This window comes from Nocardia sp. NPDC057668, assembly GCF_042799795.1.
Classification (GTDB): Bacteria; Actinomycetota; Actinomycetes; order Mycobacteriales; family Mycobacteriaceae; genus Nocardia.
The window spans coordinates 1592361-1607536 of record NZ_JBHVIC010000001.1; the positions used below are offsets into that span (position 1 = coordinate 1592361).

The 15176-nt window shown below is 71.9% G+C and carries 7 protein-coding genes; all 7 read left to right on the forward strand.

The genetic code is table 11. The annotated features are described in order from the left end of the window. The first annotated feature begins 115 nt into the window (after nt 1-115). Nucleotides 116-3442: a DUF4132 domain-containing protein gene (locus ACFVBH_RS07300; RefSeq protein ID WP_379000585.1), complete on the forward strand. Its 3327-nt coding sequence runs from the start codon at nt 116-118 to the stop codon at nt 3440-3442. 11 nt (nt 3443-3453) lie between these two features. Then, complete coding sequence (locus tag ACFVBH_RS07305) at nt 3454-4713, forward strand: hypothetical protein (protein ID WP_354987023.1); 1260 nt, start codon at nt 3454-3456, stop codon at nt 4711-4713. A 113-nt stretch (nt 4714-4826) separates the two neighbouring features. Continuing rightward, nucleotides 4827-8138, forward strand: coding sequence for a DUF4132 domain-containing protein (locus ACFVBH_RS07310; protein WP_379000587.1), 3312 nt, complete (start codon nt 4827-4829; stop codon nt 8136-8138). Nucleotides 8139-8173: 35 nt separating this feature from the next. Further along, nucleotides 8174-9217, forward strand: a complete 1044-nt coding sequence (locus ACFVBH_RS07315) for an AAA family ATPase (RefSeq protein WP_379001635.1) — start codon at nt 8174-8176, stop codon at nt 9215-9217. A 4-nt stretch (nt 9218-9221) separates the two neighbouring features. Further along, nucleotides 9222-11855, forward strand: coding sequence for a DUF5682 family protein (locus tag ACFVBH_RS07320; protein WP_379000589.1), 2634 nt, complete (start codon nt 9222-9224; stop codon nt 11853-11855). After that, nucleotides 11852-12976 carry a VWA domain-containing protein gene (locus ACFVBH_RS07325; protein ID WP_379000592.1) on the forward strand — a complete coding sequence of 375 codons (1125 nt, stop codon included), beginning with the start codon at nt 11852-11854 and terminating at the stop codon, nt 12974-12976. Before ACFVBH_RS07320 ends, ACFVBH_RS07325 begins: the two co-directional genes overlap by 4 nt. Further along, a complete protein-coding gene (locus ACFVBH_RS07330; protein WP_379000594.1) occupies nt 12973-14982 on the forward strand; it encodes a hypothetical protein in 2010 nt (669 codons plus the stop codon). Before ACFVBH_RS07325 ends, ACFVBH_RS07330 begins: the two co-directional genes overlap by 4 nt. The last annotated feature ends 194 nt before the right edge of the window (nt 14983-15176 follow it).

The following is a 15176-nucleotide window of genomic DNA, read 5'->3' on the forward strand; positions in this document are numbered from 1 at the left end:
GGCCGTGCCCGAGCCACCACGATCGAACGAGGAGACCGCGAACGAGCCCGCGCGCCGGGCGGACGCGGCCTGCGGCGTGCCCGGACCCGGGAGCCGCGCCGACGATGGAGGAAACATGGGCGGGGACACGGCGATCGAGCTCGAACGCACCGATGAGGACAGCTGGATCGTGCCGTCGAGCTGGGCGGACAAGGCCGCCCCGTTCCGCGGGCGCGGGCCGGTACAGACACCGGTGATCGACACCAAGGCGGTCGGTCGCTACCGCGGGTGGCTCGCGCACGAGTCGATGGCGGCTTCGGTGGCGGCGACGGCGGAGCAGGAGCCCGAACTGGCCGCTGCCGCGCGGGCCGTGATCGCAGACCCGGAGTCCGCGACCGCGCTCGGGCTGGCGGTCACCGGGATCCTGGCGCGCGCTCTGGACGAGCACCGCGCCACCGGGTCGCCCATGAGCGCCGCCCAATTGATCGATACCTGGATCAGTGGCCACGGCGTCGTGCTCGCCGCCGAGGCAGCGGTGCTGTGGGCCGGGCTGGGCACCGCGCGGCGACGCCCCGGTACCGAGCCGACGACGTGCTTCGGTGCGCACCGGGTGACGGATCCGTGCCGTGACGCCCTGCCGACGCGGGCGATGTGGAAGCTGCGGGCACACATCGCGCTCCTGTCCGAGGCCGACCACCGAACGGTGGTGGAACGCCTCGACCGCCATCGCGCCGAATCCGGCGCCCTGTCCGTCCGCGTCCCGGCCTCGTATCTCGTTCCCACTCGGCAGGATTGGCTGGACCGGGACTTGGCGGACGGTCGCAGCGCCGGCGGCCCCGGGTACACCGGCGAGGCCTGGTCACCGCTCGCCTGTTCCGCCACGACCGCCGCGCAGCTGGCGCTGCTCCCCCGGCACAGCTACATCGGGGTGATACCGGGCCGGACCGAGTTGTTCAGCGCCCTCGTTCATGTCGGACCCGAGGCCGCCGATTATCTGGCCGCGGCCATGGACGCCCCCTACCTGCCGGCCGAGCAACAGCGGATGCTCGCGGCCCTGCTGGCACAGTTGCCCGGCGACGCCGCCTTCGCCGCGCTGGCCCGGCGGGCCGAGCGCCCGGTGATCCGGGGTGCGCTGATGACATCGATGCTCCGATTCCCGTTGCGCGCCAGGCGAATTCTCGCCACGGAGGTCGAGCGATCCCCGCTGCTCGACGAACTGATCCACTGGCAGGCGCGGATCGTCTTCGCGCCCGAGTACGCGGCGGAGTCGCGCCCGATACCGGAGGCCGCGCCGCACGAGTTGCCGCGCCTGTTCACCGAACCGCCCTGGGAGCGTGAGATCTCCGCGCGCGAGGAGGTCGTGCTGAGCGGGATCGGTACCGAGCGCGCGTCCACGCTGGCATGGCTGCCCGGCGAACAAACCGAGTGGGCGAACAACGATCTGCGGGTCTACGAGCCGCGCGAAGGCTGGCAGTCGCGGATCGATGCCGTGCTGCGCGCGGCGGACCCCTCGGGCTACAGCCTGGCCGAGATGTTCGCCGCCGCACCGCAGGAGCTGGTCGCACCGCATCTGGGCCTGCTGCGCGCCGACTATTTCTGGGACTGGATCGTGCTCATGCAGCGGCTGCTCGGGCGCTACGGAGACGAGGTCGCCGAGGTCATCGTGGGCGCGGTGCGCAATTCCCCGGCCGCGCGCGCCGAAGTGCTCGCACCGGTGACCGGCACCGCGGTCACGACGCTCATGACCCGCCTGCTCGGCTCGCGCCGGGGCGTGCGGGCCGTGGCGCTGACCTGGTTCGAACGCCATCTAGAGCGTGCGGCGCCCGACCTCGTGGCCGCCGCGCTGGGCCGCCCGGGCGCTTCCCGGACGCTCGCCCGCCAGGCCCTGTCGACGCTGAACGCGCGGGGTCATCGAGAGGCACTGTGCGCGGGCGCGGTGGGTCTCGGACCGGAGGCGGCCGCCGCGATCGAAGCGGAGCTGTCGGCCGACCCTCTCGAACAGTTGCCCGCGGTGCGGCCCGAACTTCCGGCGTGGGCGGATCCGCGCGGATTGCCGCCGATCCTGTTGCGCGACAGCGGCCGTGCCCTGCCACCCGCCGCCGTGTCGGCCGTGTGCACCATGCTGAGCTTCTGCGCTCCCGGCGAGAACTATCCCGGGATCGCGATCGTCGCGGAGATCGCGCAACCACGCTCGCTGGCAGCCTTCGGCCGGGCGCTGTTCGACACCTGGCGACTGGCCGGATATCCGCCGGACCACACCTGGGCGCTGCACGCGCTCGGCCTGTTCGGCGACGACGACACCGCCCGCGACCTGGCCCCGCTGATTCGCGCTTGGCCCGGCGAGAACGCCCACGCGCGAGCGGTGGCGGGGCTGGATGTGCTCGTCTCGATCGGCAGCGATGCCGCACTGATGCAGCTGAACAGCATCGCCGAGAAGGTGAAGTTCAAGGCCATCAAGAACACGGCGCGGGAGAAGATCCGGGAGCTGGCCGAGGAGGCCGGACTCACCTCCGAAGAACTGGCGGACCGGCTGGTTCCGAGCTTGGGGCTCGACGCCCGGGGCGGCATCGTGCTCGACTACGGCAGCCGTTCGTTCCGCGCCGGCCTGGACGAACAGCTGCGCCCGGTGATCCACGACAGCGACGGCACGCCGCGCAAGAGCCTGCCCAAGCCGGGCGCGAAGGACGACCCGGAGCTGGCGCCACTCGCGTACAAGGCGTTCACCGCGTTCAAGAAGGACGCCAAAGCGGCTGCCGAGGAACAGCTTCGGCGCCTGGAACGGGCGATGACGACCGGCCGGCGCTGGACGGCCGCCATCCATCGCCCGCTGTTCGCCGAGCATCCGCTGATCTCGCAGCTCGCACGGCGACTGGTGTGGATCACCGTCGACGAGAACGACGCCGTCACCGGATCGTTCCGGGTCGCCGAGGATCTGAGCTTCGCCGATGTGCACGACGAACCCGTGACCCTGACCGCGGACACCCGCGTCGGCATCGCGCATCCGCTGCATCTCGGTGACACGATCACGGCGTGGTCGGAGGTTTTCGCCGATTACGAACTGCTGCAACCATTCCCGCAACTCCACCGGAAGAGCTACACCCTCGCTCCCGAGGAGAACCCGGCTCTGACCCTGACGCGATTCGAGGGCCGGACCGTCGCCACCACGAAACTACTGGGGCTGCAACGTTTCGGCTGGATCCGCGGCGACGCGGAGTACGGCGACATGGCCGTGGTGATCCACCGGCCGCTGCCCGGGGGCCGGGCGGCCGTGCTCGCGCTGAATCCGGGGATCTCGGTTGCCGAGGTGCTGCGCTGGAGCGAGCAGCAGATCACCGTTTTCATCACCGGCACCGGCCAGGAGAACCGGTGGAGCGCCGACCGCACCGACTACTCCTTCGGCGGTCTGGACGCGGTCACCGCCTCCGAACTCCTGCGTGAACTGACCCAGCTCTTCGACGAATGAGGACTTCCGCTGTGCCGCCTGCCCGAGGGGACGTGACCGCCGACCGGCCGGTCGCGACCGCCGAACTCGCCGACCTTCCCGACCTGCTGCGCTACCCGCCGTGGGAACGGAGCGAGGCCGCGGCCCGGCCCGCCGTGACAGCCGGTGTCGCCGCCCCGCGCCCACTCGCGCTGCGCTGGCTGCCCGGCGAGCAGGCGCGGTGGGCGAATTGGCCCGCGCACCACTGGCCCCCGGTCAAGGATTGGCCCGCGACCGTGCAGCGGCATCTCGAGCGCGGCTACCTGCACCGCCTGGGCACCGTGAAGATCTTCGCGCTGGCTCCGGTGGAGCTGGTCGCGCCGCATCTGGACCTGCTGCGCGCGAACCTCCACAGCAGCTGGGACGAAGCGCTGCGGCGGGTGCTGGGCCGGTTCGGCGACGACGTCCTGGACGGCGCGGTGGCCGCGGCCATCGAATACCCGCGATCCAACGCCGGGGTGCTGCTGCCGGTGACCGGAACGGCGGTCACGACCTTCATGACGAAGGAGTACCACACCGAACGCGGCCGGGCGGTGGCCGTGTCCTGGTTCGATCGCCATCTGCCGATCGCGGCCGCCGACCTGATCACGGTGGCGGTGGGCAAACCCGGGCGCAACCGCGCGAACTCCTGGAACATCCTGCGCGCGTACGCCGCTCAGGGCCGCGCCGGCGAACTTCACACCGCCGCGGCCGGTCTGGGCCCGGAGTTCGAGACCGCGTTCGGCGCGGAACTGACCGCCGATCCGCTGCTCCGGCTGCCCGCCCGGATGCCACCGCCGCCGCCCTGGCTCACCGTCGCCACGCTGCCGCCGATCATCCTGCGCGAGCACCGATCCGCGCTGCCGCCCGCCGCGCTGACCACCGTGTGCACCATGCTCGCCCTCTGCACCCCGGACACCGACTACGCGGGCATCACCCGGCTCACCGGCCTCGCCGAACCCGACAGCCTGGCCGCCTTCGGCTGGGCGCTGTTCGAGCAGTGGGAACGGGCCGGATGCCCGGCCCAGCAGAACTGGGTATTCGGCGCCCTCGGCCGCTGGGGTGACGACGACGTCGCACGCCGTCTCGCCGAGCTCATCCGCGTCTGGCCCGGCGAGGGCGCGAACGCCCGCGCCGCCACCGCCCTGGGCGTCCTGACCTCGATCGGCAGCGCCGTCGCGCTGCGCGAACTCGAGACCATCGCCGCGAAGTCGAAGTTCAAGGGTCTGCGCACCAAGGCGAGGGACGCACTGGCCGGCCTGAACGACTACTGAAGCGCCGACACCGGCGAGCCCGCCACCCGGTCGGTGATTCCACCGGCCCGCACCGATGTCGGTGCGGTTGTTTACAGTCGGGGCCGAATTACGATCATGGAAAACGGGGTTTCATGGCTACACGATCGCGACGCCGGACCGTCGGGGAGGTCGGTGCGGCGTCCGAGGACATTTTCGATCCGACGGCGGTGCAGCGGCGGGGGTTGCTGTATCGAGCGGGGTCGGTGATCGAGTTCCCGGGTCCCGGGATATCGGCGGAAGAGGCCGCCGCGCAAGCGGAGTCGTGTGCACCGTATTACGCGGCCGCGGTGGAGTGGATCGAGGCGAAGATCCCCGTGGACGGGGGCCGCGGGCTCCCGGCGGAGCCCGGACCCCTCGGCGCGGTGCCCGTCGACGTGGCGGCCGCCCTGCTCTCCCGGATCACACAGCTCGGCTGGCGCGCCACGAGCAAGCAGCGGGCGCAGGCCGACGCGGAGACCCTGGGACTGCTCGAGCACTGGTACCACGAGCGAGGCATCGAGTTCATCGTGGAGGCGGTGCTGCTCGCGGGCTCTCATCCACTGTGGTGGAAGGAGATCGGCTGGCACCGGGACGACGCCGCCGACGATCTGCGGCGCATTCTCGGACCGGTTCGCAATCGGCTCGCGGAGTTCGCGCCCGGCGACCCGGCGCTGAACGCCACCGTCGAGGTCATGGAGCGGTATCGGGCGGACGATATCCTGGGTCGCCGCGCCGTCATCGCCGCCGTACTGCTGCCGTGGCAGCGGGACTGGGTGTCCGCCGCCGTCGCTCGCGCCGCGGATGCACGCGACCACGGGCACGCGAGCGTACTGGTCGACGCCGCCGCCGAACCGGAACACCTGATCGCGCTCGGCCGTGTGCACAGCGGTTACAGTCCCGAGCCCGGGGTCGCGCTGGATACCGCGAAACAGGCGATCACACTGGTCAACTCGTTCGGATTCGACATCGCGCCGCTGCTGGCCTCCTGGATCGACCACTACACGGTCAGGGAACGCAAGATGCAGGCCCCGATCGCCGACGTGCTGGCGGTCATCCCGACGGACGCGGCGTTCGAGGAACTGATCGCGCGCACCGGGATACCGGTGGCGCTCACCGCGCTGCGCCACGCCACCGAACGCTTCCCCCGCCGCGCGCTGCGCCTGCTCGACCCGGAGCGCGACGCCGACACCCTCCGGGAATTGGTGCACGATCGGCCCGAACTGGCCCGCGACCACCTCCCGCACCTGTCCCCCGCCACCGCCGAATTGGTACGCGCCGCACTGGAACCGGCCGCGCCCGTCGACGACGACGCGCTACCGGAGATCCTGCGGACGCCGCCGTGGCTGCGCAAGCGCCCCAAACCGGCGGCGCTCGCTCTCACCGGTCCGCTCGAGGTCCGCTGTGCCTGGCTGCCGGAGGAACGCGCGCGGTGGCTGGCGGGGGCCGACCTGTCGAACTACAAGCCCCGTCCCGATCTGCGGGCGAACATGGGCACGCGCGCCCTCACCCCCACCGACCTTCTCGAAATGCTGTACGCGGGGCCGGAATTCACCCGTCCACTCCTGCCGGGAGCAACGCTGCAGTACGTGTGGGACCGCGCCGATCCGTTGCGCGCGATCATCGCCGCCCACGAGACCGAGGCGTACCCGCTGGCGCTGTCCGCCGCCCGCGCGTTCAGTCGCGAGGTCCCCGACATCATCATGGCGTTCGAAAGCCCCGAGGTGGTGGCCCTGGTGGCACAGTGGCTCCAGCGGCGCACGCTGCGCGCGACGGGTGTGCGGTATCTGCGACGGCACGCCGGCTACGCCGCGCGCGTGCTGATTCCGGGAGCGGTCGGCAAGGGCGTCAAGGAACGCCGGGTGCACGGCCGTACCCTGCGCACACTGGCCGAACTCGGCCATCTGACCGAGATCCGTACGGCCGCGGCGGAATACGGACCACCCGCGGTGGCCGCGGTCGAGGCCGTGCTGGCCCTGGATCCCGCCGCGGACCTGCCTGCCCGGCTGCCCGCGATCCCGCCCTGGGTGAATCCCGCCGCGCTGCCGCCGATCACGCTGCGCGCCAACGGCCTACCGCTGCCGGCGGCGGCCGCCGAGCACGTCATCACCATGCTGCAGCTCGCCCTGCCCGGCGAACCCTACGTGGGTTTGGACACGATACGACCGTACTGCGATACCCGTTCGCTGGCCGACTTCGGCTGGGAGCTGTACCAGCAGTGGTGGCGGGCGGGCGGTCCCACCAAATTCACCTGGGTCTACGAGGCGCTCGGCGCGCTCGGGGACGACGACACCGTCGCCCTGCTGCTGGCCGATATCCGGGAGCGGCGGTCGGACCCGCGCTCGGTGAGCGCGCTGGACGCCTTCGTCACCCTCGGCAGTGATGCCGCGCTGCTGGCGTTGAAGACCATCGGCGACAAGGTCAAGACGCATCGGGTGCGCGAGGGTGCGCAGGCGCGCATCACCGACATCGCCGACCGGCGCGGACTCACCCCCGATCAGCTCGCCGATCGCCTCGTGCCGGACCTCGGACTCGACGAGAACGGCACGCTGACACTGGATTTCGGTCCCAGGCAATTCATCGTCGGATTCGACGAGCGGCTGCAGCCCACCGTGGCGAACCTCGACGGCGCCACCGTCAAGGCCCTGCCCAAGCCGGGGGCGAAGGACGATTCGGCCCGGGCCGCGCAGGCGCACAGCACCTTCCGCGCCATGAAGCTCACCGTGCGAACGATGGCCGCCGATCAGATCAAACGGCTCGAACGCGCCATGGTCGAGCAGCGGCGCTTTACCGTCGAGGAATTTCGCACCGGCTTCGTCGCGCACCCGTGGCGCCGGCACATCACCCGGCGGCTGGTGTGGGGCGTGTACGAGGGCGAGAAGCTGGTGTCCACCTTCCGCATCGCCGAGGACCGCACCTGCGCGGACCAGGACGATCGGACACTGCCGCTGGCCGAGGACGCCGAACTCGGCATCGCGCACCCGCTGCAGTTCGCCGCCGCCGTACCACTCTGGAGCGAGCTGTTCGCCGATTACGAACTGCTGCAACCCTTCGAGCAACTCGGCCGCGCCGTGTACCCGATCCCGCCCGAGCTGCTCGGTGAGCATCTCGTCCCCGACGACGGCACCGCGGTGGACAGTACCCGGCTGCTGGGGCTGACCGCGCGCGGCTGGTTGCCGCCCAAGAACACCGACGGCGCGCACATGTGCGACTTCGAGAAGCCGCTGCCCGGCGGCCGCTTCCTGTCGGTGTCGGCCGATCCGGGTCTCATGGCCTGGGATCCGCGCGCGAATCCCACCCAGCACCTCACCGCCCGGCTGTGCCGTTCGCACCGCCACCGCGGGGACATCACCTTCGCCGACCTCGACGAGGTCACCGCCTCGGAAGTACTGCGCGATCTCGCGTGGCTGAAAGCAGGAGCCCAGTGACCACGACCGAACACCTCCAGCGCCCGCCCGCCGAAATGCGCTGGGCCGCGGACCTGGCGCGTCTGCGCGAGAGCGACACCGCACCGCGCCCGCCCGGCTGGGCGCTGAGCGTGGACGCGGCCAAGCGCTTCATCGTCGGCGATCCCACGCTCGGGATCGCCAACAAGTTCGTCGGGGACGCCTCGCTGGTCGATCGCGCGCTGGTGAGCCTGGCGACCACCCGCGGATTGCTGCTCACCGGCGAACCCGGCACCGCCAAATCACTACTGTCCGAATTGCTGTCCTGCGCGATCTCCGGTGATTCCACGCTGACCATCCAGGGCGGCGCGGCCACCACCGAGGATCAGATCCGGTACGGCTGGAACTACGCCCTGCTGGTGTCGGAAGGACCGTCGGAGCGATCCATCGTGCCCGCGCCCATGATGCGCGGCATGCGGGACGGCAAGATCGTGCGCTTCGAGGAGATCACCCGCTGCCCCCTCGAGGTGCAGGACTCCATTCTCTCGCTGCTGTCCGATCGGGTGCTGGCGGTGCCCGAGCTCGGTGAGATGGTCTACGCCACCGAGGGTTTCAACGTCATCGCCACCGCGAACACCCGCGACCGCGGCGTCAACGACATGAGCGCCGCGCTCAAGCGCCGGTTCAATTTCGAAACCGTCTTCCCCATCAGCGATTTCGGCGCCGAACTGGCGCTGGTGGAAGCGGAGGCGGCCGCGCTGCTGCGGCGCTCGGGCGTCCCGCAGGCCCCGCCCCGGGACGTACTCGAGGTGCTGGTCACCGCGTTCCGCGAATTGCGCACCGGGGCCACCGCGTCGGGGACGCCGCTGGATCGCATGTCCTCGGTCATGAGCACCGCGGAGGCGGTATCGGTCGCACACGCGGTCGGGCTGCGCGGATGGTATCTGCGGGGCGAAGCCGGCGACGGCGCGGATATCGTGCACTGCCTGGCGGGCACCGCCGCCAAGGACGATCCGGACGATCTCGCCCGGCTGCGCCGCTATCTGGAGCAGCAGGCCCCGCGCAAATCGGGACGGGCCTGGAAAGCCCTGCACGACGCTCGATTCCAGCTGCCGGGCTGACACCGTGCACGCTGAATCGATCGCTACGGCGGCGGGCACGGTGGCGGTCACCTTCATCGGTGTGCGCCACCACAGCCCGGCCTGTGCGCGGCTGGTGCGCGACACCATTCGCGAGTTGCGGCCCGCGCACGTGCTCATCGAGGGACCGGCCGACATGAACGACCGGCTCGACGAACTGCTGCTCGGGCACGACCTGCCGATCGCGGTGTTCACCAGCTATCGCGACGACGAGCACCGGCACATGTCGTGGGCCCCGCTGTGCGACTACTCCCCCGAATGGGTGGGTCTGCGCGCGGGCCGCGACGCGGGCGCGCAGGTCCGGTTCATCGATCTGCCCGCCTGGCATCGCGCCTTCGCGGGCACCGAGAACCGCTACGCCGACGCCGAACGCCGCTACGAGCACGCCGTGGAACGCCTGTGCCGGGAGTTCGCGGTCGACAACATCGACGCGCTCTGGGACCACCTGTTCGAGCTCGGCGATCCCGCCACGCTGGCCGACCGCCTCGCCGCCTACTTCGAACTGGTCCGCGGTGACGATGACGCCTCCGACGGCGATCTCACCCGCGAGCGCTACATGGCGAGCTGGTTGGACGCGGCCGTGGCCGATCTCGAAGGACGCGAAACCGGTTCCGGCCCGGCACATATCGTCGTGATCACCGGCGGATTCCACCGCCCCGCACTGGTGCGGCACCTGGAGCGCCGCTCCGCGACCGGCAGCGGGCGAGGCGGCAGCGATGGCGAGCACTCCGCCGCGGCCTCGGGTTCCGAGCCGGGCCCGGCCCCGCTGCCTATCCGCGCGAACGTCGATCACGATCAGGCGCGATCGGGGAACGGGCCCGAGTCCGTCACGGAACCAACGACATTCGAGCCGGACGGAGGTGATCCAGCGACCGCCGGGACGATCCGGTCCGACGCCACCGAGGGCACCGCCGCGCTCGGGTCCCCGGGGTGGCCGGTCGTGCCCGCGGCCCCGGCCACGGGAGCCGGCGGCAGCTACCTGGTGCCGTTCAGCTTCCGGCGACTGGACGCCTTCACCGGATATCAGTCCGGGATGCCGTCGCCCGCCTACTACCAGCAGCTGTGGGACGTGGGAGCCGAAGCCGCCGCCGAGGGGATCACCCGGGCGGTCGTGCAGCGGCTGCGCGAGCGCGGGCAGGCCGTATCCACCGCGTCGCTGATCGGGGCGCGCACGCTGACCGTGGGCCTGAGCCGGCTGCGCGGGCACGAATCGCCCTCGCGCACCGATGTTCTCGACGGGCTGGCCGGAACCCTGATCACCGAGGCCCTGGAGCGGCCCCTGCCGTGGACCGGGCGCGGGCAATTGCCGGTCGGCACCGAACCCGTCGTGCTGGAGATGGTCGCGGCGCTCTCGGGCGACACCGTCGGCCGCCTGCACGCGAGCACCCCGCATCCCCCGCTGGTACACGACGCGACCCGCGAACTGCGGCGCTGCGGCATTCCCGACGAGGGCCGCCACGAACTCGACCTGACCACCGGCGGCGGCGTCGATGCCAGTCGCGTGCTGCATCGCCTGCGGGTCCTGGGGATTCCCGGCGTCGCCCGGCGCGGCGGACCCGCCCTGGGCCGTGCGCCCGAACTCACCGAAGTCTGGCTGCTGTCCCGCACCGAGATGCGGCTGCCCGCCCTCATCGAAGCCGGATCGCTCGGGGCCACCTGCGCCGAAGCCGCCGCCGCCCGGCTGGGTGAGCGCTTCGCCGCCGCCGGTTCCGACACCGGAGAACTCGCGGACGTGCTGTTCGACGCCACCCTGAGCGGGCTCTCGGAGTTGTCCGGGCGCATCGTCACCCAGGTGCGCACGCTCGTCGACGCCGCCGGCGCGCCCACCGGTCTCGGCAAGCTGCTGGCCGTCACCCTCGGATTGTGGCGCTACGACCGGATATTCGGCGCCGCGCAGTCGCCGACGCTGGCCGTGCTCATCGACGCGGCCGTGCTGCGCCTGCTGTGGCTGATCGAGGGCATCCGCGGCGGGCCCGCGCCCGCCGACGACCAACTGCTCGATGCCCTCGCCGCCGTGCGCGACGCGGCCCTGCACGCCGCACCGGTGCTGAGCGTCGAACGCGCGGATCTGGCGGGGGTGTTCCAGCGCTGCACGGCCGCGGACCGGCCACCCGCGCTGCGCGGTGCGGCCGTCGGCGCGGTCGCGGTACTCGACCCGGCAGCCGGGATCGACGTCGCGCACTCGGTGCGCCTGGCGGGCACGCCCGAGCTGCTCGGCGACTTTCTCGCCGGCCTGTTCGCCCTGGCTCGCGAACAGCTTCTCGACGCGGCACGGGATGATTCGACCGGCTCGGGGGCACCGCTGCTCGCGGTGCTCGACGAATTGGTCGCCGGCTTCGGCGACGAGGACTTCCTGGCGGCGCTGCCCGCCCTGCGCGTCGCCTTCGCCTGGTTCCCGCCGCGCGAACGCGCCCGGATCGGTGAACGCCTGCTCGGCATGCGCGGGCTGACCACCGACGTGTCCGCGCTGCTGCGCCTGGCCGCCGACGCCGACACCCTGACGCACGCCCGCGCGGTCGAACTTCGAGTGGACCGGATGCTCGCCGAACACGGCCTGCTGGATCCGCCGACCGCTCTCGAATCCCTCTCCCCCGGAACAGAACTCGAGACCCCCGCATGACCGAACTCGATCCGGCCCTGGAACGCTGGCGGCTGATTCTCGGGACGCCCGGATCCACGGTCACCGGCGGCGCGGCCATGACCGACGCCGGCGGCCGGCGCGACGCCGCCCTGGACTGGCTGTACGAACGCGACGGCGACCTGGACCGCCGCGACATCCGCCGCACCGGCGGCGACGGGCCCTCGATCGTGCACGCGGTGGACTGGCTCGACGACATCCATCGCCTGTTCCCCAAGAGCACCATCGAACGCCTCGAACGCGATGCCGTGCAGCGCTTCGGATTACACGAGGTGCTGACCGATCCGGGCGTGCTCGAGCGCCTCGAGCCCAATGCCGAACTGCTCGGCGCGGTGCTGCGCACCAAACACCTGATGAATCCCGAGGTGCTGCGCATCGCGCGGCGCATCGTCGAGCAGGTGGTGCGCGACCTCATGGAACGCATGGCCACCGAGGTCCGGGTGTGCTTCACCGGCACCCGATCGCGCCGGCCCAGCCGGATACCCCGCGCGGCCGACTTCGACTTCCCGAAGACGGTGCGCGCCAACCTCGCCCACTACCGGCCCGAGGAGAACAAGCTCTACGTCGAGACCGCGCATTTCCGGGCGCGGACCCGCAGGAACATGGACACCTGGCAGGTGATTCTGCTGGTGGATCAGTCCGGCTCCATGGTGAATTCGGTGATCCACTCCGCGGTGACGGCGGCGTGCCTGTGGAACCTGCCCGGTATCAAAACGCACCTGATCGCCTTCGACACCGACGTCGTCGATCTCACCCGCGACGTGGAGGATCCCGTCGAACTGCTCATGCGCGTGCAACTGGGCGGCGGCACGAACATCGGCCGCGCCCTCGCCTACGGCGCGCAGTTGATCGAACAGCCCCGGCGCACGATCGTCGCGCTCATCAGCGATTTCTACGAGGGCGGGGACGCGACGTTTCTCGTGCGCACCGCCGCGAACATGGTCGCCGAGGGGGTGCACGTGCTCGGGCTGGCCGCGCTGAACGAGGACGCGGATCCGGACTACGACCGTCACACCGGCCAGCGATTGGCCGACGTCGGCGTGCACATGGGCGCGATGACGCCCGGCGAACTGGCGAACTTCATCGCCGAGAAGATCGGATGACCCGGATGCGCGCCGACCTGCTCGCCCTCACCGACGATTCGCTCATCTCGCTCGCCAACCGCGGCATCTTCAAACGCGCGGTGAAGGAGAACGCTTCCGCGCCACCGGCACTCACCGAGGACGCGGACGGCACGGTCCGGGTCCGGTTCGCCGACGGGATCGAGACCACACTGCCGCCGGGGGCGACCCTGGAAGCCGCGCCGTGCGGCTGCGGTGCGACCTCGGTGTGCCGTCATCGCGTCATGGCGGTGCTGGCCTACCGCGACGGCTCCCCGGCCGCCGCGACGGCGGACGACCCGGATGCCGGCCCGGAGCCGTCATCGACGACGGAGCTCGACCCCGAACCCGCTGCGGCACAGCCGCCCTGGTCACCCGGCGAGTTCACGGACGACCAGCTGAAGGAGTTGCTCGGCACGCGTGCCTTCACCGCCGCGCGCCGCGCACATCGGGCCGGGTACCGGGCGACCGTATGCCGGGCCACCGCCTCCGACCCGGTCGCCTCCGTCGAATTGTCCGCGGTGACAGTGCGTTTCCTGGTCCCCGGTGATCTCGGGTATGCCCGGGCCGACGCCGCCCGCGGTGCGCGCACCGACGCCATCGCGCTGGCGGTCTGGGCCTTCCGGACCGCCGACGCTGCGGATGCGCAAGCGAGCAGGCTGGAGGTCTCGGTCGGCGCGTCGGCCGATGGTTCGGGCGCGGTCGCCGCCGCCGCGAGTGTGCGCGACCCACTCACCGATCTGCTCAACGACGGTGTCGCCCATGCCGGTCCGGCGTTGCCCGCGGTCTTCGGGGCCGCCCAGCGCACCCTGGATCAGGCCGGCGCCCGCTGGCCGCACGACGCGCTCACCGATCTTCTCGATCAGCTCGCCGCCTACCGTGACCGCAGCGCCCGCCACGATCCGCTGCACACCGCCGCCCTCATGACCGAACTCGTGGCTCGGCACCGCGCCGCGTCCCGGTCGGCGGTCACCGCCCTGGGCACCGAGGAGGCCGCGCAGACCCCGCTGCGGCACCTGCGGCTCACCGGCCTGGGCGCGCGCGTCACCGGCGACGACGAATCCCGCGGCGTGGAAATCTATCTCGCGCATCACGATGCCCGGCTGGTCCTGGCGCTGCGGCACGACACCACGATCGCCGAGGGCGCGGAGCCGCCGAGCGCCGCGAGCCTGGGCAACCGCCGCACCGGCGCGGCCCGGCTCCGCGACCTCGCCGCGGGCAACGTGGTCACCGAATCCGCGGTGCGCTCGGCCAATCGCAGTGTGCGCCTGGCGAACAGCCGCGTGGCCCGCACCTCGGTGCTGCCCTCCGCCGGCGACTGGTCCACGCTGCCACCCGAGCTGCTGCTCACCGACCTGGACGCCGAGTCGGCCCGCCTCGCCGCCCTTCCTCCCGCACTCATCCGCCCCCGGGTGCACGGGGAATCCGTTCGCGCCGTGGTCGTCACCGACGTCACCGCCGTGCACTACCTGCCCGGCGACCAACGCCTCGAGGCCACCCTGCACGCTCCCGCCGGGACGGTGACCCTCTCCCACGCCCATTCCGGGGTCGCCCCGGGGGCGGTGGATGCCCTCGCGCACCTGCTGGCGGGCGAATCGGGCCCGGTCCGCTACGTCGCGGGCGCCCTGCGGCGCGTACACGGCCGCCTGGTCCTGGATCCGACCGCGGTGGTCACCGGCGACACGGTGCACGTCCCCTGCTTCGCGACGGCCGACACAGCACTCCCCCCGACCACCCACCCCGACGATCACTCCCCCCTCACCGCCGCCGTGACCGCCGCCCTCGCCCTGACGGCGGAGGTCCCCCACCGCGGCGTACGCCACCTACCCCCCAGCTGGTTCACCCGCGCCGCCGAGTCCGCCGCGACCCTGCGCCGCCTCGGCCTCCCCACCGCTGCCGCCACCCTGACGACCCTCCACGAATCCCTCTCCGCCCCAACCCCTCCCACCCCCCTCGACACCTGGGCGACGACCCACCTCCGCCTCCTGCTAACCGCCGACCAACTCTGACCCCCACAGACAGCGAGGTAGCCGTCAACCGGAGAGAGGGTCGAGAGGCGGAACCCGCTCCGCCGGGGGCGTGCGCGCTTCGCCGCGGGTTACCGGAGGAGTCGTAGTCCCCGGTGAGCACGGCACCCGAGGATCATCGGCCCATAGTCGATCGCGGGCGCCTGCGGCAGCGGGGACGCGGCCGCGGGCGGGAA

Coding starts and splice junctions, on each gene's coding strand:
- ACFVBH_RS07300 (WP_379000585.1), top strand. CDS start 116: ATGGGCGGGGACACGGCGATCGAGCTCGAACGCACCGATGAGGACAGC.
- ACFVBH_RS07310 (WP_379000587.1), top strand. CDS start 4,827: ATGGCTACACGATCGCGACGCCGGACCGTCGGGGAGGTCGGTGCGGCG.
- ACFVBH_RS07315 (WP_379001635.1), top strand. CDS start 8,174: ATGCGCTGGGCCGCGGACCTGGCGCGTCTGCGCGAGAGCGACACCGCA.
- ACFVBH_RS07325 (WP_379000592.1), top strand. CDS start 11,852: ATGACCGAACTCGATCCGGCCCTGGAACGCTGGCGGCTGATTCTCGGG.
- ACFVBH_RS07330 (WP_379000594.1), top strand. CDS start 12,973: ATGACCCGGATGCGCGCCGACCTGCTCGCCCTCACCGACGATTCGCTC.